Origin of the sequence: Mesorhizobium sp. WSM4311 (assembly GCF_002295115.1) — a bacterium.
Lineage (GTDB): Bacteria > Pseudomonadota > Alphaproteobacteria > Rhizobiales > Rhizobiaceae > Mesorhizobium.
Map to the genome: position 1 here is coordinate 123,515 of NZ_NSFV01000004.1, position 20,305 is coordinate 143,819.

General features: G+C 63.6%; 21 protein-coding genes. 1 reads left to right on the plus strand and 20 read right to left on the minus strand.

Features of this window, described 5'->3' with window-relative positions; genetic code table 11:
- Window position 1: 1 nt before the first annotated feature.
- Entirely contained in the window at window positions 2-1,597 is a 1,596-nt protein-coding gene (gene nusA, locus CK226_RS11430; RefSeq protein ID WP_010913320.1) for a transcription termination factor NusA, read from the minus strand.
- A 49-nt stretch (window positions 1,598-1,646) separates the two neighbouring features.
- Entirely contained in the window at window positions 1,647-2,294 is a 648-nt protein-coding gene (gene rimP / locus CK226_RS11435; RefSeq protein ID WP_095771823.1) for a ribosome maturation factor RimP, read from the minus strand.
- 286 nt (window positions 2,295-2,580) lie between these two features.
- Between rimP and CK226_RS34875 the strand changes: the two genes are divergently transcribed.
- Window positions 2,581-2,745, plus strand: coding sequence for a hypothetical protein (locus CK226_RS34875; protein WP_095771969.1), 165 nt, complete (start codon window positions 2,581-2,583; stop codon window positions 2,743-2,745).
- A 20-nt stretch (window positions 2,746-2,765) separates the two neighbouring features.
- On the opposite strand, the gene CK226_RS11445 is transcribed toward CK226_RS34875, so the two are convergent.
- The 18 genes from CK226_RS11445 to CK226_RS11530 form a co-directional block, all read right to left on the minus strand.
- The gene (locus tag CK226_RS11445) at window positions 2,766-3,467 is read right to left on the minus strand and encodes a tRNA (guanosine(46)-N(7))-methyltransferase TrmB (RefSeq protein WP_095771822.1); all 702 of its coding nucleotides are present in this window, start codon (window positions 3,465-3,467) and stop codon (window positions 2,766-2,768) included.
- A 26-nt stretch (window positions 3,468-3,493) separates the two neighbouring features.
- On the minus strand, window positions 3,494-4,759 hold the full coding sequence (gene metK / locus CK226_RS11450; RefSeq protein WP_095791908.1) for a methionine adenosyltransferase: 1,266 nt from the start codon (window positions 4,757-4,759) through the stop codon (window positions 3,494-3,496).
- 168 nt (window positions 4,760-4,927) lie between these two features.
- Window positions 4,928-5,347 carry a helix-turn-helix transcriptional regulator gene (locus CK226_RS11455; RefSeq protein ID WP_095771968.1) on the minus strand — a complete coding sequence of 140 codons (420 nt, stop codon included), beginning with the start codon at window positions 5,345-5,347 and terminating at the stop codon, window positions 4,928-4,930.
- Window positions 5,348-5,485: 138 nt separating this feature from the next.
- The gene (gene lnt / locus CK226_RS11460) at window positions 5,486-7,078 is read right to left on the minus strand and encodes an apolipoprotein N-acyltransferase (protein WP_095791909.1); all 1,593 of its coding nucleotides are present in this window, start codon (window positions 7,076-7,078) and stop codon (window positions 5,486-5,488) included.
- Between the two features lie 201 nt (window positions 7,079-7,279).
- Window positions 7,280-7,750 (minus strand): VOC family protein, encoded by a 471-nt coding sequence (locus CK226_RS11465; RefSeq protein ID WP_095771819.1) that lies wholly within the window; start codon window positions 7,748-7,750, stop codon window positions 7,280-7,282.
- A 13-nt stretch (window positions 7,751-7,763) separates the two neighbouring features.
- Window positions 7,764-8,858: a hemolysin family protein gene (locus CK226_RS11470; RefSeq protein ID WP_095771818.1), complete on the minus strand. Its 1,095-nt coding sequence runs from the start codon at window positions 8,856-8,858 to the stop codon at window positions 7,764-7,766.
- A gap of 27 nt (window positions 8,859-8,885) precedes the next feature.
- Entirely contained in the window at window positions 8,886-9,386 is a 501-nt protein-coding gene (ybeY, locus tag CK226_RS11475) for an rRNA maturation RNase YbeY (RefSeq protein ID WP_095771817.1), read from the minus strand.
- 19 nt (window positions 9,387-9,405) lie between these two features.
- A complete protein-coding gene (locus CK226_RS11480) occupies window positions 9,406-10,398 on the minus strand; it encodes a PhoH family protein (protein ID WP_245437731.1) in 993 nt (330 codons plus the stop codon).
- An 83-nt stretch (window positions 10,399-10,481) separates the two neighbouring features.
- Window positions 10,482-11,891 (minus strand): tRNA (N6-isopentenyl adenosine(37)-C2)-methylthiotransferase MiaB, encoded by a 1,410-nt coding sequence (gene miaB / locus CK226_RS11485; RefSeq protein ID WP_095771815.1) that lies wholly within the window; start codon window positions 11,889-11,891, stop codon window positions 10,482-10,484.
- 75 nt (window positions 11,892-11,966) lie between these two features.
- Complete coding sequence (locus tag CK226_RS11490; protein ID WP_095771814.1) at window positions 11,967-12,767, minus strand: 1-acyl-sn-glycerol-3-phosphate acyltransferase; 801 nt, start codon at window positions 12,765-12,767, stop codon at window positions 11,967-11,969.
- A 26-nt stretch (window positions 12,768-12,793) separates the two neighbouring features.
- Complete coding sequence (rimI, locus tag CK226_RS11495; protein WP_010913305.1) at window positions 12,794-13,288, minus strand: ribosomal protein S18-alanine N-acetyltransferase; 495 nt, start codon at window positions 13,286-13,288, stop codon at window positions 12,794-12,796.
- The gene (gene tsaB / locus CK226_RS11500; protein WP_095791911.1) at window positions 13,288-13,965 is read right to left on the minus strand and encodes a tRNA (adenosine(37)-N6)-threonylcarbamoyltransferase complex dimerization subunit type 1 TsaB; all 678 of its coding nucleotides are present in this window, start codon (window positions 13,963-13,965) and stop codon (window positions 13,288-13,290) included. Before tsaB ends, rimI begins: the two co-directional genes overlap by 1 nt.
- A gap of 96 nt (window positions 13,966-14,061) precedes the next feature.
- Window positions 14,062-15,165, minus strand: a complete 1,104-nt coding sequence (locus CK226_RS11505) for a DUF1513 domain-containing protein (protein WP_095771812.1) — start codon at window positions 15,163-15,165, stop codon at window positions 14,062-14,064.
- 2 nt (window positions 15,166-15,167) lie between these two features.
- Window positions 15,168-16,247 carry an imelysin family protein gene (locus CK226_RS11510; protein ID WP_095771811.1) on the minus strand — a complete coding sequence of 360 codons (1,080 nt, stop codon included), beginning with the start codon at window positions 16,245-16,247 and terminating at the stop codon, window positions 15,168-15,170.
- On the minus strand, window positions 16,247-17,848 hold the full coding sequence (locus CK226_RS11515) for a di-heme oxidoredictase family protein (RefSeq protein ID WP_095791912.1): 1,602 nt from the start codon (window positions 17,846-17,848) through the stop codon (window positions 16,247-16,249). Before CK226_RS11515 ends, CK226_RS11510 begins: the two co-directional genes overlap by 1 nt.
- 12 nt (window positions 17,849-17,860) lie before the next feature.
- Entirely contained in the window at window positions 17,861-18,346 is a 486-nt protein-coding gene (gene bfr, locus CK226_RS11520; protein ID WP_019863056.1) for a bacterioferritin, read from the minus strand.
- Window positions 18,312-18,623 (minus strand): (2Fe-2S)-binding protein, encoded by a 312-nt coding sequence (locus CK226_RS11525; RefSeq protein WP_095791913.1) that lies wholly within the window; start codon window positions 18,621-18,623, stop codon window positions 18,312-18,314. Before CK226_RS11525 ends, bfr begins: the two co-directional genes overlap by 35 nt.
- 112 nt (window positions 18,624-18,735) lie before the next feature.
- A complete protein-coding gene (locus CK226_RS11530) occupies window positions 18,736-20,025 on the minus strand; it encodes an imelysin family protein (protein WP_095792151.1) in 1,290 nt (429 codons plus the stop codon).
- Window positions 20,026-20,305 lie beyond the last annotated feature (280 nt).

Below are 20,305 nucleotides of genomic sequence, written 5' to 3' on the forward strand. Positions count from 1 at the left end.
CTCACGCACCAACGGCTTCGTCAGCCGATGCTTCTTCGGCCGCAAGCTCGTCTTCGGAAATCCAGCCGGCCTTGAGACGGGCGTTGAGCACCATCTGTTCGGCATCGGCGCGCGAAACACCGTGATTGGCCAGCACGCCCGGATAGACCTTGGTCTCGCCGTCCTTGCGTTCCTTCCAACCGGTCAGGTCGTCGGCGGCATAGCCGGCGAAATCCTCGATCGTCTTCACACCATCCTCACCGAGCGTCACCATCATGGCGGTGGTGATGCCGGGGATTTCGCGCAGTTCGTCCTTGACGCCCAGCGCCTTGCGCTTCTCGTCGTGCTCGGCCTCGATCTTTTCGAGGTACTCGCGGGCGCGGGTCTGGATTTCGGAAGCGGTGTCGTCGTCGAAGCCGTCGATCGAGGCGATTTCGCCGGCGTCGACATAGGCGACCTCCTCGACGCTGGTGAAGCCTTCGGAGGCCAGCACCTGGCCGACCATCTCGTCGACATCGAGGGCTTCCATGAACAGCGCCGAGCGCTCGACGAATTCCTTCTGGCGGCGCTCGGATTCCTCGGCCTCGGTCAGGATGTCGATATCCCAGCCGGTGAGCTGCGAGGCGAGACGCACGTTCTGGCCGCGGCGGCCGATGGCCAGCGACAGCTGATCGTCGGGAACCACCACTTCGATACGCTCGGCATCCTCGTCGAGCACGACCTTGGCGACTTCCGCCGGCTGCAGCGCATTGACGATGAAGGAGGCGGCCGAGGGCGACCACGGAATGATGTCGATCTTCTCACCCTGCAATTCGCCGACGACGGCCTGGACACGGCTGCCGCGCATACCGACGCAGGCGCCGACCGGATCGATCGAACTATCACGCGAGATGACGGCGATCTTGGCGCGCGAGCCCGGGTCGCGGGCGACCGACTTGATCTCGATGATGCCGTCATAGATTTCCGGCACTTCCATGGTGAACAACTTGGCCATGAACTGCGGATGCGTACGCGACAGGAAGATCTGCGGGCCGCGCTGCTCGCGGCGCACGTCGTAGACATAGGCGCGGACGCGGTCGCCATATTTGTAGTTTTCGCGCGGAATGAGCTCGTCGCGGCGGATGATCGCCTCGCCACGGCCGAGATCGACGATGACATTGCCATATTCGACACGCTTGACGGTGCCGTTGACGATCTCGCCGATGCGGTCCTTGTATTCGTCATACTGGCGGTCGCGCTCGGCCTCGCGCACCTTCTGCACGATGACCTGCTTGGCGGACTGCGCGGCGATGCGGCCGAAATCCATCGGCGGCAGCTGTTCGGCGATGAAGTCGCCGAGCTGCGCGTCGGGATTGCGCTCGCGAGCCGAGGAAATGGCGATCTGGGTGGCGTAGTCGTCGACCTTTTCGACCACTTCCATCAGCCGCTGCAGCTTCATTTCGCCGGTGTTCGGGTTGATGTCGGCGCGGATGTTGGTCTCCTGGCCGTAACGCGAACGCGCCGCCTTCTGGATCGCATCGGCCATGGCGGCGATGACGATCGACTTGTCGATCGACTTTTCACGCGCGACCGCGTCGGCAATCTGCAGCAGTTCAAGTCTATTGGCGCTTACAACCATGTTTTTTCTCCCGAGCCTGTTTGCCGGACTTTTGGGCCCGGCAGCTCAATCAACTTTCCTGTTCGTGTTCTTCCGTGGCGTCCGCTTCCGCGCCCTCGGGCGCGTCGTCATCCGGTTCGCCGCGGCGTTTCTTGGCTTCCTTGCGCGCCCTGTTGTCCTTCGACAACGCGTCGCGGATGAGATCGTCGGTCAGGATCAGCCGGGTTTCGGCAATGGCGTCGTAAGGCACACGCACCGTCGGTTCCTCGCCATAGGCCGCCTTGTCGCGCTCGATCAGCACGTCGTTCTCACCGGCCTCGGCGATCTTGCCCTTGAAGCGCTTGCGATCCGCGACGATGACCGATGTTTCCATCTTCACCAGATGACCGGTCCAGGTCACGAAATCGGATTTGCGCACCAACGGCCGGTCGATGCCGGGCGAAGAGACTTCGAGATGATAGGCCTTTTCGATCGGATCATCGACGTCGAGCGCCGGCGACACCGCGCGGCTGACCTCTTCGCAATCCTCGACGGTCATGGTGCCGTCCTCGCGTTCGGCCATGATCTGCAGCGTCAGTCCGTTCTGGCCGGACAGATGCACCCGCACGAGGCGAAAGCCGATGCCGCGCAGCACCGGCTGAACGATCAGCGCAATGCGCGCATCGATGCCGCTTTCGCGGATGATGCGGTCGTCACCTTCGCTTGCCGTTGCAGTCATCAAGTACCTGTCGTTTCGAACCTATCGGCAGGTAATAAAAAAGAGCGGGACCGGGTGGACCCACTCTTCGTCATACCGACCAAGAATTTGAGGTTGATATAAACGAACATGGCCTGTGTTTCAAGCCCGCCGTGCCGAACCGGCAAAAGGGCTGACAGCGTCAGCATTGCTCCAGGCGCATGGCCACCATGCGCCAATCCCCCTGTGAGAGCCGGCGGAGCGCTCTTATTTGTTAGCCACGACACGAACAGAAGAGGCGCGCGGTGGCGCGCGAAAGGACAAGATCATGAGCAATCGCAGACTGTTTTCCGCCTTGGGCGAGATCTTCACCGCATTCGGCGGCGCCGTTGCAGCGTCACGCTCGGTGGAAGCCGGGCGCAAGCCTCGCGCCGACGATTTGCGCAAGCTCGGCATGGATCCGGCCATCTTCAACAGAATCGGCCGTTTCTGAAAATCTGGCGAGGGGCGCGCCTATTTCCTGACAAAGGTCAGATAGGCAGGCCGCCGGCCCTCGCGAACGGCCTTCGCCTCGTAACGCGTGCCTGGCCAGCCCTCATAGGGGCGATGCCAGTCGGCGGCTTCGGCCGCCTGCCATGCGAAGGCGCCATGCGCCCGGCAATGCAGCAAGGTCCAGTTCACATAGGTGTCGATATCGGACGCGAAGCGGAATTTTGAGCCCGGTTTCAAGACCCGCGCGAAACGCTCGAGATTGACCGGACTGACGAAACGCCGCTTCCAGTGCTTCTTTTTCGGCCATGGATCTGGATAGAGAAGATCGATGCCGTCGAGCGAGGCCGGCGGCAGCCAGTCGAGCAGCCGGGTGGCGTCATCGTCATGGACCCGCAAATTGGCCAGCGGCGTTGCCCGCACCGCCATCATCATCTTGGCCATGCCGTTGACGAAGGGCTCGACACCGATGAAGCCTGTTGTCGGCGCCTCGATGGCGCGGTGCAGAAGATGTTCGCCGCCGCCAAAGCCGATCTCGAGCCTGACGGCCGAAACGTCACTTTCAAACAGAGTGCGCAGATCCGACGGCGCATCAGCCGTCAGATCGAGCCGGTAGGCGCCAAGCCCGCTTTCCAGGGCCGCCGCCTGCTGCGGACGGACGGGCTTGCCGCGCCGACGACCGAAAAAGGCTTCGGTCGTACGGCTTGGCCTGTCTTGCGGGCTCATCTGGCGGCGCAGGTCTGTCGCAGCGTTCAGGCCGCGACAGCATCCTTGAGCGCCTTGGCGAGATCGGTCTTTTCCCAGGAGAAAGACCCGTCGCGGCCGGCCTTGCGGCCGAAATGGCCGTAGGACGACGTCTTGGCATAGATCGGCTTGTTGAGGTCGAGGTGGCGGCGGATGCCCGACGGTGACAGGTCCATCACCGTGCGCAGCGCATCCTCGAGCCTCGCCTCGTCGACCTTGCCGGTGCCGTGCAGGTCGACATAGACCGACAGAGGCTGGGCGACGCCGATGGCGTAGGAAAGCTGGATGGTGCAGCGGTCGGCAAGCTTCGCCGCCACGACATTCTTGGCGAGATAGCGCGCTGCATAGGCTGCCGAACGGTCGACCTTGGTCGTGTCCTTGCCCGAGAAGGCGCCGCCGCCATGCGGTGCCGCGCCACCATAAGTGTCGACGATGATCTTGCGGCCGGTGAGGCCGGCGTCACCGTCCGGGCCGCCGATGACAAACTTGCCGGTCGGGTTGATGTACCACATGCAATCGTCGGCGATCTTGAGCTCGCCAAGCGCCTCGCGGATGTAGGGTTCGACGACCTTTCGGACCTTCTTGGAGTCCCACGTCGCGTCGAGATGCTGGGTCGACAGCACGATCTGCGTTGCCTCGGCGGCCTTGCCGTCGACGTAGCGGACGGTGACCTGGCTCTTGGCGTCCGGGCCGAGCTTGCCGGCCTCGCCGTTGTTTTGGTGGCGGGCGGCGGCCAGCAGTTCGAGGATCTTGTGGCTATAGTAGATCGGCGCCGGCATCAGGTCCGGCGTCTCGCGGCAGGCATAGCCGAACATGATGCCCTGATCGCCCGCACCTTCCTCGCCCTGGCGGTCGGCGGCGTTGTCGACGCCCTGGCCGATGTCGGGCGACTGGCCGTGCAGCAGAACCTCGATCTTGGCCGTCTTCCAGTGGAACCCGGCCTGCTCGTAGCCGATCTCTCGGATCGCCTTGCGGGCGACGGATTTGAATTTTGCCGGATTCACCACCGGGTGGCCCGCGGCGTCCTTGAGGATGTTGCCAGCCTTGTCCTTCTTCAGCAGCGTCTCGGGAACGCGCACTTCGCCGGCGATGACGACGCGGTTGGTGGTCGCGAGCGTCTCGCAGGCGACACGGACTTTCCATGGGTCCATGCCGGTCTTTTTGGCCTCACGGTAGACCAGATCGACAATCTCGTCGGAGATCCGGTCACAGACTTTGTCGGGATGGCCCTCGGCAACGGATTCCGAGGTAAAGAAGTAGTTCTGCCGCGTCACGGGTGTCCCCTCTTGAAAAACGATCGGCAGGCTGCCGATTTTGGCGCGCCACGTGTTAGCGGGGCAAAGCGTCGCTCGTCAAGCGTTGCCGCCATGCTGGCACGACTGTCGATGTCGATATCTTGTGCCACCGGCGGCGAATGCCGCCGGTTCGAGGTGTATCGAGGGTCAGTCGAGATCTTCGGCGGCGAGCGACTTCACCAGGTCGATGATCCTGCGGCGGACCTTGACGTCGGCGATCTTGACGAAGGCCCGGTTGAGCTGAAGGCCTTCGGGACTGCCGCAGAATTCGACGGCGAAAGCCATCGACGCATCCTCGGAAAAGCCGCGGCCGGCCGCCGCCTCCTGGCCCGGCGCATCCTCGAAGAAGAAGGCGACGGGCACGCCGAGTATCGAGGCTATCGCCTGCAGCCGGCTGGCGCCGACGCGGTTGGTGCCCTTTTCATATTTCTGGATCTGTTGAAATGTGATGCCGAGATTTTCGCCCAGCTTTTCCTGGCTCATTCCGAGCATGTTGCGGCGAAGCCGGATGCGGCTTCCAACGTGAATGTCTATGGGATTGGGTTTCTTCTTGTTTTCTTCTGTCATTTTTTCCTCGCCGAATTTTTTCGGCTTTGTGATTTTTTCCCGCCCAAAAAAAGCCGGAGGCGACTGCCCCAACAGACCGATCCACCGACTTCGAGAAATTTTCAGGCGATACAGTATGAGTTTCTAATGTGTCGACTGTCAATTCACCCGTAGCCTTTGCCTTACGCTCAACAGCGCTCCCCCGAGCGCAAACAGCAACATGATCAGCATTCCGTTAATGCGCCTCTGGCCCGAGGAAATGACCGTCTGTCCGGCAATCGGCACCTTCACATCGATGGCTCCGCGCGCGTCGATGCCCAGTGCATCGACGATGCGTCCGTGTGGATCGACGACGGCCGAGATGCCGTTGTTGGCAGCACGCAGCAAGGGCAATCCGTTCTCCACCGCGCGAATCTGGGCCTGCCTGAAATGCTGATACGGTCCCGGTGTGTCCCCGAACCAGGCATCATTGGTAACGTTCACAATAAGCTGTGCTGACGTAGCGTCAACTGCCACAAGATCGGGAAAGATCACCTCGTAACAGATAAAAGGCAGGGCACGGATGCCGCCCGGCAGTGTGATGGCGTGGCGCTCGTTGCCGGCAGCGAACGTCACCGGTCCGGCGACAAGCTGCGCGATGCCGAAACGGTTGAGCAGGTCGGCGAAAGGCAGGTACTCGCCGAACGGCACCAGATGGACCTTGTCGACGGCATCGACGATTTCGCCCCTGTCGTTGATCGCCACCACGGAATTGTAATAGCGGCTGTCAGTGCTGGCCGCCGAGCCGCCTTCCTCGCGAACGACGCCGGCGATCAGCATCTGGCCATCGGCCAGCATGTCGCCCAGCGCCGTCAACGCGTCGGGGCGCTCGGTGAAGAGGAACGGCACCGAGGTTTCCGGCCAAAGAATGAGCTGTGGCTTGGCGTGACCGGGGTCCGGCGCCTTGGCGGACAGGCCGAGCAAGGTGGCGAAGATACGGTCGCGCACCGAGGCATCCCATTTTTCACTGAGGTCGACGGCCGGTTGGACAATGCGGACATCGAGGCTGCGCTCCGCCGGTTTTTCAGGAGCGGCAAGCCGGATGTAGCCGAAACCGACATGGGCCGATGCAAGCAGGCCGAACAGCGCCGCACCCAGGCGCAGATGCCGGCGCGCCGCGAGCAGCGCCGGCAATGAAAAGAGGAACACGGCAAGCACGTTCATGCCGATCATGCCGGTCACCGACACGCTCTGCATGAGGAGAGGCACCGGCATTGCTGCGTAGCCTATGGCATTCCAGGGGAAACCGGTGAACAGGAAGCCGCGCAGCCACTCCATCAGCCCGAAGCCGAAGGCAAGGGCGGCGATGCGGCCGATATCGCTGCTCCACAGAAGCCGGGCGACCATCGTCGCGAAGCCGTAGAAAAAGGCGAGCGCGAAGGGAATGCCGACCACGGCGAAGGGCAGCGCCCAGGCAAAGTCGTCTGCCTCGACCAGCAACGCCGAGCCGATCCACCAGAGGCCGGCGAGGAAATAGCCGAAGCCGAACCACCAGCCGACGGCGAAGGCCGGCCGCAAGCGTCTGAAAAGGCTGCCTGAAGCTTCGCCGGTCGCGCCGTCGAGCAGCCAGACCAGCAGCGGAAACGAGATGAAGCAGGCAGCGAAGAAATCATAGGGCGCCTGGCCAAGCACCGCCAGCGCCCCGGCAAGAAAGGCCAGGAGCGCACGCCGCCAACCCCAAAGCAGAATTATCCGGCCGGTCAGGCGCTCCATGCATACTTCCGAGTCGCGCGAATCAGGACGCAAGATTTATCAGGCCGCGGCCCGCGCTCCAAACGCCTGCCTGTCAGCCGCGATGATCCGATCGCGCTCTGGAGGGCGTCGCGTTGAAACGGATTCATGCGACGCGCTTTAGAGCTTTGTTTTTATGCATGTCGTTCTCCCAAACCGAGGTCACTTTTGGGGCGACATGCATTACCGGTGCCAGCCGTCGATGCGCAGGCCGCTCAGCCGCTCGGCCTCTTCGCGGGAAACGCAACGGATGGGCTGGGTGAAGGTCCAGACATGGCCCTCGCGATCGCGAGCCCGATACTGGCGTTCGCCGTAGAACTGGTCCGTCGGCTCCTGGATTATGTCGGCGCCGGCCGCCCGCGCCTTCTCGCAATGCGCCTCCAGGCCATCCCTGAGCCTGACATAGACCGACTGCGTGTTCTTGCCCGAGACCGAAGCCGGGCTCGCGACATAATCGCTCCATTCGGAATCGACGATGATGTAGCAGTCGCCGAACCGCATCTCGGCGTGGACGAGGTTGCCGTCGGCATCGCTCACCACCATGCTGCGCTCGAAGCCGAAAGCCGCTTCGAGCCACGCCAGCGCTGCGCGCGGATCTCTGTAGAAGACACCGGAACCCAGACTTGAATGCTTGAACGGGTCGTCCACCGTCATCTGCAGCGGAAACTCAAGCCTGTTCGGTGCGGGCCGTGGCGCGGCGACGGCGTTCGCCCTTCTGGCTTTGCACGATGCGCACGCGCTTGACGCGGCGCGGATCGGCATCGAGGACATGGAACTCGAAGCCCGGAATGGCCTGCACCACCTCGCCGCGCGCCGGCACGCGGCCGAGCGTGTTGAAGATCATGCCGCCGATGGTGTCGACATATTCGCCATGTTCGCCGGCGGCGAAATCCTCGCCGATCATCTTGGCGACCTCGTCGATCTCGGCCTTGCCGTCGACGATGAAGACACCGTCGCCGGCCTGGGTGATCATCGGCTCGTCGTCGTCATGCTCGTCCTCGATGTCGCCGACGACCATTTCGACAATGTCCTCGAGCGAGACAAGCCCGTCCGTGCCGCCATACTCATCGATGACCAGCGCCATCTGCGTGCGCGTTGTCTGCATCCGGCCCATCAGGTCGGAAGCAAGCATCGAGGGCGGCACGAAAAGAACCTGGCGGATCAGATTGAGCTCGCCGATGGTGCGCGCGAGGTCGACCTGGGCAAGATCGAGCTGCGTGGCGACGGGCGTCTTCCTGGTCGTGCGCCCCTTCTTGACGCGCGCGAGCTTGGTGATGTGGGCCAGAACGTCGCGGATATGGACCATGCCGCGCGGGTCATCGAGCGTCTCGGAATAGACCGGCATGCGGGAATGGCCGGATTGTTCGAAGGTGCCCAGGAGATCGCCGAGTGTCGTGGTGATCTCGACCGCCTCGATATCGGCGCGCGGCACCATGACATCCTCGACGCGCACTTCACGCAGGCGCAGGATGTTGTTGAGCATGGCGCGCTCGCCGGGCGAGAAGGCGCCGGCATCGCTCGCCGTCTCGGCCAGAGCGTCGGCGATTTCCTCGCGCAGGCTGGTGCCATTACGTTGCCTGAACAGGCCCAAAACACGATCGAACAGGGAGGGTCCGGCAGGCGAAGGCTCGCTGGCTGCACTGCCGGCGCTGGCAGCACCAGAGGTAACGGTACTCGGACTTGATCCCTCTTCCGACGTATCGGAAGCCTTGGGCGCACTGCCGGCGTCAGGGCGGGCGGCAGTCTCTGGTTTGTCGTTCATCGTCGTCCGGTCAATTGTCAGATGTAGTTACGCGTAGGGATCGGGAATGGCAAGCCTTGCGAGCGCTGCGCGTTCGATGGCCTCCATCTCCTCGGCCTCGGCGTCGGTCTCGTGATCATGGCCCAGCAAATGCAGCAGGCCGTGGATGACGAGATGGGTGATATGGTTCTGCACTGGCTTGTCTTCCAGTGCCGCCTCGCGAGAAACCGTCTCGGCGGCGAGCACGATATCGCCCAGCATCGGCGGCAGCGGGCCGCCTTGTACAAACGGAAAAGCCGGGAAAGACAAGACGTTGGTGGGCTTGTCCTTACCCCGCCATTCGGCATTGAGCGTACGTATATGAGCGTCGTCGGAAAAAACGACGCTGAGTTCGGAACGGCCAGTCACGCCGGTCTCGGTGAAAGCAGCGCCAACCGCACGATCGACCAGCCGTGTCAGGCTTGCCTCATCGGGCCAATCACCCGCTTCGACCGATATATCGATGTCGACGGGAGGCTCCCCGTCGCCGGATAAATTGTCCTCAGGCATGAAGCGGCATCGACAAAAATCAATTCTCGGCGCCGAGGCCGCGCGCCAGCTTGGCGTCGCGGTCATAGGCCCTGACGATTTCCGCCACCAGCGGATGGCGAACGACATCGACATCGTTGAAACGCACGGTGACCGCGCCGGCCACGCCGTCGAGGACGCGCAAGGCTTCGACCAGGCCCGATTTCGTGCTCGGGGGAAGGTCGATCTGGGTGGGATCGCCGGTGACGATCATGCGCGAATTCTCGCCGAGACGGGTCAGGAACATCTTCATCTGCATCGGCGTGGTGTTCTGCGCCTCGTCGAGGATGACCGCTGCATGCGCCAGCGTGCGGCCGCGCATGAAGGCGAGCGGCGCGATTTCAATGACTTCGGCGGCAATGGCGCGCTCGACCTTGTCGGCCGGCATCATATCGTAGAGGGCGTCATAGAGCGGCCGCAGATAGGGATCGACCTTCTCCTTCATGTCGCCGGGCAGAAAGCCCAGCCGCTCGCCGGCCTCGACGGCCGGCCGCGACAGGATGATGCGCTCGACCATGCCGCGCTCGAGCAGCATCGCCGCATGCGCAACCGCCAGATAGGTCTTGCCGGTGCCTGCCGGACCGATGCCGAACACCAGTTCCGACCGCTCCAGGGCCCGCATATAGGCGTCCTGGTTCAGCGAACGGGCATAGATGGTCTTCTTGCGGGTGGAGATCTGGGCAGCGGAGACCTTGCCCTTGCGCTCCAGCGTCGGCAGGGTCAGTTGATCGTCGGCGGCGACCGCCATGCGCACGGCGCCGTCAACGTCGGACTGGCCGATATCGACGCCCTTCTGCAGAATGCCATAGAGATTGTCCAAGACACGGCGCGCCTGTTCAGCGGCCGAAGCCGACCCCTTGATGGTCAGCTGGTTGCCGCGCGAGCGGATGTCGACGCCGAGCTTCTGCTCGAGCCGGGCGAGGTTCTCGTCGAACTGACCGTAAAGGGCGCTGGCAAGCTTGTTGTTGTCGAAAGTCAGAACGATGTGCGCCATGTCAGAAGCCCCAGATGCCGGTACCGGGGGCAGGTTCTTCAGCTCTGCTGCGCTCAACCGTCTCTCCTCATCTGCCGAGACCATCAGGCCAATTCGGCGAACAGGCTATTGTAGCCCGTCTTCGTGATTCGCACCTGGATAATGTCACCGATTTCGCCGGCCTTTTCATCAACAATAACCGGCTGCAGCCAAGGTGAGCGGCCGACCTTCTGGCCGGCCTGCCGGCCGGGCTTCTCGATCAGCGTGTCGATGGTGCTGCCGACCAGGCTGGAACCGAAGTCCTGCTGTTGCTTCAACAGCAGTGCCTGCAGCCGCTGCAAGCGCTCGTCCTTGACTGTTTCGGGCACATGATCGGCCATTTCGGCGCCCGGCGTGCCGGGGCGCGGCGAATATTTGAACGAAAAGGCCGAGGCGTAATTCACCTGACGCACCAGGTCCATCGTCGCCTCGAAATCGGCCTCCGTCTCGCCGGGGAAGCCGACGATGAAGTCACCGGACAAAGCGATATCGGGACGTGCGGCACGGATGCGATCGAGCAGGGCCAGATAATCCCTGGCCGTATGCCTGCGGTTCATCGCCTTGAGGATGCGGTCGGACCCCGATTGCACCGGCAGATGCAGATAAGGCATCAGCGACGGCAGGTCGCGGTGGGCTGATATGAGCTCGTCATCCATGTCGCGCGGGTGGCTCGTGGTGTAGCGCAGCCGCGCCAGTCCAGGAATTTCGGCCAGCCGGAACAGCAGGCGGCCAAGGCCCCATTCCTCGCCGTTCGCGCCCTGGCCGTGCCAGGCATTGACGTTCTGGCCGAGCAGCGTCACCTCGCGCACGCCAGCCTCCGCCAGGCGCTCGGCCTCGGCGACGATCTGCGCCACCGGTCGCGACACTTCCGAGCCCCTTGTATAGGGCACGACGCAGAAGGTGCAGAACTTGTCGCAGCCTTCCTGCACGGTGAGGAAGGCGGTGACGCCGCGCTTGATGACCTCGGCGCGCTTGGGCTGCGGCAGATGGTCGAACTTGTCTTCGATGGCGTAGTCGGTCTCGACGATCTTCTCGCCGCCGCGCACCCTCGCCAGCACGTCGGGCAGACGGTGATAGGTCTGCGGCCCGATGACAAGGTCGACGGCCGGCGAGCGCCTGATGATCTCGGCACCCTCGGCCTGCGCCACGCAGCCAGCGACGCCGATCAGCATTTCGCGGCCGGCAATGGCGCGCTCCGCCTTCATGTCGCGGATGCGGCCGAGCTCGGAATAGACCTTCTCCGCCGCTTTCTCCCTGATGTGGCAGGTATTGAGCAGCACCAGGTCGGCCTCGTCGATGGCATCGGTCGCGGTGTAGCCGTCGGCGGCCAGCGCATCGCCCATGCGCTGTGAATCATAGACGTTCATCTGGCAGCCATAGGTCTTGATGAAGACCTTCTTCGCTGCCTTGGCGCGCACTGCCGGCTGTCCGGCCACACTGCCGATGTCGTCGCTTTCAATCGTGTTCAAGTCCATCCGGCGGCTTCTAACGCCTTTCCGTGACAAAAAACAGGCGATTCTCGGCGTGCACGCGCAGGCGCAGGATCCAGGCTAGCGGCTCGGGCGCGGATCGGCGAGTGCCGCCTGCATCATCCCGCGCACCTGGCTTTCCATCAGCCTGGCCGTTTCCTTGCGGTTCGAGCCCTTGGCAAAGGCGACCGGCTCGCCGAAATGCACTTCCACGTCGAGCGCGCCCTCCGCCATCAGCACCTTGAGGTGCGGCATCAGATCCTCGTCGCCGATCCAGGCCGAGATCGGCCGATGGCGGCGGCCGAGCGGCACGCCGTGCAGGCGCGTATAGGCGATCGCCACCGGCTGGATGAACACCTGCTCGGCCGCGCCCTCCGAAAGCGCCATCGAGGCCGCACCGAACAGCGTGCTCTTGAACGGCAGGACGGCATTGCCGTCGCCGGTCGACCCCTCGGCAAACAGCACCATGGCATCGCCCTTGGCCATGCGACTGGCGATCTCGCTTGCCTGGTCGCCGGAAGAACGCTTGCGTTCGCGCTCGATGAAGACGGTTCGCTGCAGTTTCGACAGCATGCCGATCAGCGGCCAGCCTTCCATATCGGCCCTGGCGATGAACTTCACATCGGCAAAGGACCCAAGCACCATGATGTCGGTCCAGGAGATGTGGTTGGAGGCCACCAGCAAGGGGCGCTTGTCGGACAGCGTTCCCTTGACATGGACGCGCATGCCGAGCGCCCTGAGGATCAGCCGGTGCCAGATCTTGAGAATGACGGTTTCCGGCCACCAGCCGGTCTTCATCGACAGGATCTGCAATGGCACCAGGACCAGCGAGCCGGCGACGACAAGGCCCAGGGCCAGGAAAATCCTGATTTTTCCGATCATGCTGTCCTGCCCCACCCGACCTCTGGCTAGCGAAGATCGCGGCGCATGACAAGCGCGCCGGTCGGCCCGCGATCGGGCGACTTGTAGTAGTCCGGGCGCTTGCCGACTTCGCGGAAGCCCAAGCGACGGTAGAGGGCAATGGCGGCGACATTGGTCTCGTCGACCTCGAGGAACAGCGCTTCGGCGCGCTGGGCGTGCAATTCGCGCAGCACCGCATCCATCAATTGCCAGCCCAGTCCCTGGCGGCGGTGCGATCGCGCCACCGCGACCGTCAGGATCTCGCCCTCGCCGGCGGCCAGGCGGGCGAGCACAAAGCCGACGGGCGGCTTGGCGCCCTGCCCGGTCTCGCGCGCGGCGTAACCGAACACGGTGTCCTGCTCGAGCAGGGCGGCGAACTCGCCATCGGTCCACGGACGGACAAAGTCCTCGCGATGCAGCACCGAGACCGCGGGGCTGTCGGTGATCCTGAGCGGCTCGAGGGCATAGTCCCGGCGGCGCGGCTGCAGAAAAGGTATGCGCATCAATTTTGTTGCCTCGAAAGAATAAATCCGGCTTGCGGCTTTGCATCCGCGCCGCGCAGGTAAAGTGGTTTCGGCCTTTCGCCCTCGCCTTTGGCGGCGGCCAGACGGGCGTAGGTGAGAATATCGGCGGTCGCCGTCTGAGGCCCGATATCGGAACGCCGGCCCACCGATTCGGCGATCTGCACTGCCGCAGTTCCGGCAAGCGCCGCAGAGGTCTCCCTCGCCAAGGCACTGACCTCCGGCAGCGTGGTCACTGCTGGACCGTAAGTCAAAACTAACGCTCTATCGTACAGTGCTGCATGGATTTCCTCGCGACCGGCATCCAGCGCCGCCAGCACGGCGCGGCCGGGAAATGCCAGTGCGGCCTCGGCGGCCAAAGCTTCGAGCGTCGTCACGCCGATCGCCGGGATTTTCAGCGCCAGCGCCAGGCCACGCGCCGTGGAGACACCGACGCGCAGGCCGGTGAAGGAACCGGGGCCGACGGAAACGGCAATGGCGCCAAGGCCGGGGTAGTCGGTTGCGGCGGCCTTCAGCGCCTCGGCGATGACGGCCATCAGGTGCTCGGCATGGCCCTTGCCGAGATCGAGCACCGCACGGCCAAGCTCTCGCCCGGCCGCCGCGTCGTAGACGCAGGCGGCGCAGAGGCTGGCGGCACAGTCGATGGCAAGCACTTTCATGAAACGACCGGTTCCGAGAAACACTTCCCTGTGCCCGCCAGGGCGCGCCACCGCAAGCATAATTTGTTAAGCGGCTTCGGTTCCGCCAGCGCGCTGTCAGACCTGTTCGATGCGCAGCATGTGGTTGTCCCAGACATAGTCCGGCTCTGACCGTGTCGCGCCGCTGCCCTCGATAATCTCGCCGGCGCCGGTGGTGGCCATGAAGCCCGATCCGTCCGGCGCCAGGCCACAGACCTCGACCAGCGCGCTGGACGAGACGACCCGGCCGCTGGCCGCGTCGATCACGACAAGCGAATTGCCTTCCGGCGACGAGACGGCGACGGTGCCGGCGGTCGCGTTGGTGGCGACCGAGCCGATATAGTTGCGGAAGCCGGACAGCACGTCCTGCGGCATGTCGAGAAGCTGCAACTCCTTGCCGCGCACGGCGCGGCCGACCAGCAGCGGACGATCGGTGCCCGGCCCCCGGTACTGGCAGCCAAACCAGACGGTGCCGGACGGGTCGGTATCCATGTGGCGGATCGACAGCTGGTGCAGGGAAGCCGGCAATTCATGCCTTTCGATCAGGTCGCCGGTGACGCGGTCGATGAGCACGTAGGACGGCTTCATGGTAGCGATGTTGAGCTCGGCGCGGCCATAATCGGGATGGGTCTCGATGCCGCCATTGGCGACCGCAATCGTCCGGCCGTCGCCCATGAGCAGGAGTTCGTGCGGGCCCACGCCAAAGGTCGGGAATTCGCCGATGCGACTGAATTTCGCGCGTGCATCGTAGACGCCGACGACGCCGGCCGCATTGTCGAAATCGTTCTCGGTGGCATAGAGCAGGGCGCCGTCGGGCGAGAACACGCCATGGCCGAAGAAATGCCTGCCGGCGATGCTGGCGATGGTCTGCGGCGCCTCACGGCCCGAATGATCGAAAACGACGGCGAAGGTACCGGGCTGGCGGGCGAAGACCACCGAGCGCTTCGACAGGGGATCAAAAGCGACGTCGTGGCCGCGATCGGGCAGGTCGATCGCATGCAGCACCTTGCCGGCCTCGGACAGCACGGCGGCGCCAAAACCGCCGTCGCGCTTGAGGAAAGCGGTGGCGAAGACGGCGTCGACAGCAAGCGTCTTCGCCCAGGCCGACGGCGCCATCGCGGCAGCGAAGCCGATGCCCGCAACCCTCAGGAAATCCCGGCGATCGATGAGCGGCGTGCGCATGCTCAGTCCCCATCCAATGACGAAAACCCGGCGGTCAGGCCGAATTCGGCGGTCAGCCGGGTGCCGATCAGGGTCGACAGGCTGGAGGTGATCAGCGCGAAATGCTCGAGCTTTTCGCGCAGCGCGGGGTCGGCGAGCGTCTTGTCGATCGGACCCTGGATCGATTTCGCGGTGGCGACGCCGTTGACCAGCTGGATGTGGATGGACTCCGCCATCCAGCGTGCATCGGGCGGTAGCGCATCGCCAAGTTTCGAGGCCTGGAACAGCGCGTCGACGCCGGCGAGATTTCCGGCCAGCGCATTGGCGGTGTTTTGCGAGCGCCAGTAGATTGCCTGTTTCGGCTTGTCCGAATCCGGCTTGCCGCCAAGGAAACCTTTCAGGCGGACATCCCTGACCATCTCCAGCTCGTTGATGAAAACGCCGACCAGTTCGGTGACCGCTTCGTTGCCGTCGCGGTAGAGCGCGTTCTGCGGTCCCGGATTGGCCCAAAGCGCGGCAAAGCCGTCCGGCTTGTTCCAGGCCGCGCTGACGTCACCGGCCATGGTTTCGATATTGCCGGCAACCGCCGCGCCATAGGCGCAGCGATAGGGATCGTCCTTGCCCGCCAGCGCGTCGGCGCCGTCGCCGAAAAGCACGAACTCCAGCGCGCCGAGCCCCTGCATGGCGACGCTCTTGCCGGCCAGTTGTTTCGGATCGGTCGCCGTCGAATCCTTGTCCGCCAGCGCCGCCTGCACCTGTTTCAGGCCTATGCTCTTGCGATCCGGCCAGTAGAGGATGCGCTCCAGCCGATTGTTCTCCTTGATCGGGCCGAAACCGATGATTTCGGCCGACGACCAGGCATAGACCGTGGCCGAGAATTCGGCCCGCACCGCATCCAGCTCCCCTTGCGAGGGCGCTTCACAGAGCTTGTGCATCGCATGCGTCAACGCCTCCGCATGCTGGTGCAGATCGGCATAGGCCGGACGGACAAAGCCGTCGATTGCCCGCTGGATGATGTCGGAGGCTTTCACCGCCGCCGAGGCCGGGAAAACACCGAGCAGAGCCAGCGGAAGAACGAGAACCAGTGCAGAGCGCTTCAGCATCACAGTGACTCCAGGAATTTGACCAGCGCATCGCGCTCGGCCGCGTTGGCGGCGGCAAAGCGGTCGCGCGCCTTCCGCGCCTCGCCACCATGCCACAGGATCGCCTCGGTCAGGCTGCGCGCGCGGCCATCATGCAGAAAGAAGGAATTGCCGTTGACGGTTTCGGTGAGGCCGATGCCCCACAGCGGCGGCGTGCGCCATTCGCTTCCCGTCGCATCGCCCACCGCCTGGCCGTCGGCCAGGTCGGGTCCCATGTCGTGCAGCAGGAAATCGGAATAGGGCCAGATCAGCTGGAAGGCCTGCGCCTTGTTGGGCGCATCGCGACGAGTGACGAATTTCGGTGTGTGGCAGGCAACGCAGCCGATCTCGTAAAAGAGCTTCTTGCCGGCGAGCGCGCCAGGCGCGGCGAGATCGCGCCGCGCCGGCACCGCCAGGTTCTGCGAATAGAAGGTGACGAGAGCCATCACTGGCGGCGGCGCCTCGACCGGACCGAGGCGCGCCTGCACGCCATTCGGCATGGCCAGGCATTTTGCCTGTGCGGTGGTGCAATCGCCCCAGTGCTTTGGTTGTTCCGGCGTCGAGATGCCGATATCACCGGCGAAGGCGTCCGCCGCCTGCTGGCGGATCGTCGCGGTCTGTGCTTTCCAGCCGAAACGGCCAAGCGTCAGTTCGCCACTCAGCCTGTCACGCACGATGTTCGGCTTGCCGGAGATGCCGTCATTGTCGCGGTCTTCCGGATCGGCATGAGCAAGAATGTCAGCCGGCGCGATCTGCTCGATCAGGCCAAGGCCGATCATCGGCGGCGTCAGGCGCGGCGACAGCGTGGTGCGCGGATCAAGCGGCCCATAAGCGAGATCGGTGACGGAGTAGCTGGGCTTGCGCAGGGAAACCGCCGTGCCGTCCGCCAGCGTCACCTGCCGTTCCTGATAATCGACGCGCATCCGGCCTTCGCCGCGCAAGCCGGGCACGGCCAGCTCCTGCAACTGCGTCCCATAGACCGGGTCGGGGAAATTGGGCAGATCGCGGTCGGCAATGGCCGACTTTTCCTCTGCGCTGCTGGCGTCGCGCGCCAGCCGCAGGAACATCGAGGTGGTGCCGATATCGCCATGCGGCGGGCGACCGCGGCCGTCCTTCAGATGGCAGTTCTGGCAGGCGCGTTCGTTGAACAGCGGACCCAGCCCGTCCGACGCCTGCGTCGAAGATGGCGACGACACCCAGTTCTTGCGGAACAGGGCGTCGCCGAGCTTGAAAGTGCCCTGTTGCTCGAAGCTGATGTTGGCCGAGGATTGCGAGAAGGCGTCGCGGCTGACGTCTTTCTCAGACGTGCCGGCGCCGCCTTGCATCAGTTCGAACGGCTCGGGTTTGGAGAAATCCGTGGTCAACCTGGTGACGGCGGTGACGCGCGCCTGATCCTTGGCATTGAGGTCGCTGCGCGTCGTGGCGAGTCCGGCCGGCTGAAGCTCGCCGGCAATCGCGGGCGATGTCAGCGCCAACACGAGAATGGTGCAGCGCCGACGAGCCAGTCCGGCTGGTCTCTTCAGGTGAAACGGCGAGCCATCGGCCCGCCGCAAGCGGCGGGATAATTCTAGCAGGCGCCGCATTCCCGCATGCCTTTACTCCGCCTCGTTGGCCGAGTCGGCGTTGAGCTGGCCGTACTTCTCCTCGCCGATCGAGGCGAGCAGGTCGAGCTGCGTCTCGAGGAAGTCGATGTGACCTTCCTCGTCAGCCAGCAGATCCTCAAACAGTTTCATCGTCACGTAGTCGCCCACCTCATGGCAGATTTCGCGCGAACGCTTGTAGGCCGTGCGCGCATCATATTCGCCGGCAAGGTCGGATTCGAGCACTTCCTTGACATTCTGCCCGATGCGCAGCGGCGCCACGGACTGCAGGTTCGGATGGCCTTCAAGGAAGATGATCCGGGCGATGAGCCTGTCGGCGTGGTGCATCTCCTCGATCGATTCCGCCCGCTCCTTCTTGGCCAGCTTCGTGTACCCCCAATCCTCCAGCAGACGGAAATGCACCCAATATTGATTGACGGCTCCAAGCTCCAGGAAAAGCGCCTCGTTAAGCCGCTCGATGATCAGACTTTCGCCTTTCATGGGTTCTGCTCCCGTATTGGACGCGCAGGCCTCTGACGCGATCCAGGTGTGAAACGACATCGACGCCGCTCGCCTCCGAGCGGGCGTGGTAATTTTCGGTAACCCGAATGATCGTTTCGACCACATTTGGGAAACAGCCGCAACAGCGGCCACGCTTTTGCATCGCGTGATAGACCTTGGCCGGCACGATGAGTTGCCAGGGGTCCAGGTCCAGCAGCCCGATGATCGTCTGCTCGATCTCCTTCTCGGTGATGACATTGCAATGGCAGATCAGCATTTACAGGGCTCGGATGGCTGACGGCGCCTCCCGCGCCGTGTGGCTTGTTCTGGTCCCGGAGCCCATTTCGAAGCCGATTATCAGCTTCCGACCGGGCTCCAGGTTTCGGCGCTTACTTGAACACCTTGTCGGGTGCGTCGAGGCTGTCGGAGCCTTCGAAGGCGATGGCGTTGAGTTTCAGCGAGCCGACGGCACGCTCGATCGATTTGGTCTGATCGATCAGGGCGTCGATCGCCGCCTGCACGGTGGCGTTGCCCGCAGCGTTACCCTCGGCGATCTGCTGGTCATAGGCCTCGCCGGCCTCGGCCCGCGCCTTGATCGCCTCCATCTTGGCGACGGTGACGTCGAGCTTGTCAGACAGCTCCTTGTCGATCGCAGGATCGGCCGCCTTGACCATGTCATGCACCGAAGGTCCGGAAACGACGGTGCCGTCGAGGCGCGTGTAGCTGGCCAGGTAGGCGGCGCGGATGCCTATCGCATCATAGAGGTGGGAATTGTAGGTGTTGTCGGAGAAGCAGTCTTGTTCCTCCTCGGGATCATGCAGCATCAAGCCGAGTTTCATGCGTTCACCGGCCAGTTCGCCGTAGGACAGCGAGCCCATGCCGGTGAAGATGACCGAGATCGCCGTGTTCGGCTCGCCATCGACCAGGTTCTTGCGTGCGGCCCCGTCTTCCTTCCAGTCGCTGACCATCTTCTGCAGGTCCGAAACCAGAAGGGTGGTGGCGGACTTCAGATATTCGGCACGGCGGTCACAATTGCCGCCGGTGCAGTTCTTGAGGTCGTAGTCGGTGTAAGGGCGCTCGCCGGCGCCCGGGCCGGTGCCGTGCAGGTCCTGGCCCCAGAGCAGGAATTCGATGGCGTGATAGCCGGTGGCGACATTGGCCTCGACGCCGCCGGCTTGCTGCAGCGTGCCGGAGAGGAATTCCGGCGAAAGCTTCGAGGCATCGACCTTCTTGCCGTTGATCTCGATTTCCTTGTTGGCGATCACATTGGCCGTATAGAGCGAATTCGTGTCCGATTCCGTGCCGTAGCTCTTGGCGACATAGTCGATCAGGCCTTCGTCCAGCGGCCAGGAATTCACCTCGCCTTCCCAGTCGTCGACGATCTTGTTGCCGAAGCGGTAGACCTCGGTCTGCTGGTAGGGAACGCGCGATGCCTTCCAGGCGGCGCGGGCGGCATTGAGCGTTTCCGCCGACGGGTTGGCCAGCAGCGCATCGACCGCCTCGTCGAGAGCCTGCGCCGTGGTCAACGAATCCTCATATTTGGCAAGCGCGATGTCGGAATAGGTCCTGATGACCGCTTTCGCGTCGGTTTCCGCCTTGGCAGGCAGCACGAACACCGCCGCCGTCAGCAGCGCCGTGGCACCAATCGCCGCCAGCCTGCCGCCATATCGTGCTGTCATCATCACTCTCCAGTTTCTCGGAAATTCCATAAGCGGCGCGCGCGGCGACCGGCGCGGGGCCACGTCGTTGCCAAAAGCGCCAAGACTTGCCGCGCCATTGCGCGGTTCAGGGAAGAAAGACACCAAAATGCCTCCAATCGAACGGGTTCAAGGCCCAGACATCAAAGGGATGCGCCAATACGCAGGGTCCCATAAAGCTTCGACGCCGATGGAAGTCAACGAAAATCTGCGGGAAAAGCCAATTGAAACAATAGTTTAGAATTATTCTAAACTACAGAAG

Bases quoted from the DNA above. Each gene is read 5' to 3' on its own strand.
- nusA (WP_010913320.1), bottom strand. From the start codon at position 1,597: ATGGTTGTAAGCGCCAATAGACTTGAACTGCTGCAGATTGCCGACGCG.
- rimP (WP_095771823.1), bottom strand. From the start codon at position 2,294: ATGACTGCAACGGCAAGCGAAGGTGACGACCGCATCATCCGCGAAAGC.
- CK226_RS34875 (WP_095771969.1), top strand. From the start codon at position 2,581: ATGAGCAATCGCAGACTGTTTTCCGCCTTGGGCGAGATCTTCACCGCA.
- CK226_RS11445 (WP_095771822.1), bottom strand. From the start codon at position 3,467: ATGAGCCCGCAAGACAGGCCAAGCCGTACGACCGAAGCCTTTTTCGGT.
- CK226_RS11455 (WP_095771968.1), bottom strand. From the start codon at position 5,347: ATGACAGAAGAAAACAAGAAGAAACCCAATCCCATAGACATTCACGTT.
- lnt (WP_095791909.1), bottom strand. From the start codon at position 7,078: ATGGAGCGCCTGACCGGCCGGATAATTCTGCTTTGGGGTTGGCGGCGT.
- CK226_RS11465 (WP_095771819.1), bottom strand. From the start codon at position 7,750: ATGACGGTGGACGACCCGTTCAAGCATTCAAGTCTGGGTTCCGGTGTC.
- CK226_RS11470 (WP_095771818.1), bottom strand. From the start codon at position 8,858: ATGAACGACAAACCAGAGACTGCCGCCCGCCCTGACGCCGGCAGTGCG.
- ybeY (WP_095771817.1), bottom strand. From the start codon at position 9,386: ATGCCTGAGGACAATTTATCCGGCGACGGGGAGCCTCCCGTCGACATC.
- CK226_RS11480 (WP_245437731.1), bottom strand. From the start codon at position 10,398: ATGGCGCACATCGTTCTGACTTTCGACAACAACAAGCTTGCCAGCGCC.
- miaB (WP_095771815.1), bottom strand. From the start codon at position 11,891: ATGGACTTGAACACGATTGAAAGCGACGACATCGGCAGTGTGGCCGGA.
- CK226_RS11490 (WP_095771814.1), bottom strand. From the start codon at position 12,767: ATGATCGGAAAAATCAGGATTTTCCTGGCCCTGGGCCTTGTCGTCGCC.
- rimI (WP_010913305.1), bottom strand. From the start codon at position 13,288: ATGCGCATACCTTTTCTGCAGCCGCGCCGCCGGGACTATGCCCTCGAG.
- tsaB (WP_095791911.1), bottom strand. From the start codon at position 13,965: ATGAAAGTGCTTGCCATCGACTGTGCCGCCAGCCTCTGCGCCGCCTGC.
- CK226_RS11505 (WP_095771812.1), bottom strand. From the start codon at position 15,165: ATGCGCACGCCGCTCATCGATCGCCGGGATTTCCTGAGGGTTGCGGGC.
- CK226_RS11510 (WP_095771811.1), bottom strand. From the start codon at position 16,247: ATGCTGAAGCGCTCTGCACTGGTTCTCGTTCTTCCGCTGGCTCTGCTC.
- CK226_RS11515 (WP_095791912.1), bottom strand. From the start codon at position 17,848: ATGCGGCGCCTGCTAGAATTATCCCGCCGCTTGCGGCGGGCCGATGGC.
- bfr (WP_019863056.1), bottom strand. From the start codon at position 18,346: ATGAAAGGCGAAAGTCTGATCATCGAGCGGCTTAACGAGGCGCTTTTC.
- CK226_RS11525 (WP_095791913.1), bottom strand. From the start codon at position 18,623: ATGCTGATCTGCCATTGCAATGTCATCACCGAGAAGGAGATCGAGCAG.
- CK226_RS11530 (WP_095792151.1), bottom strand. From the start codon at position 20,025: ATGACAGCACGATATGGCGGCAGGCTGGCGGCGATTGGTGCCACGGCG.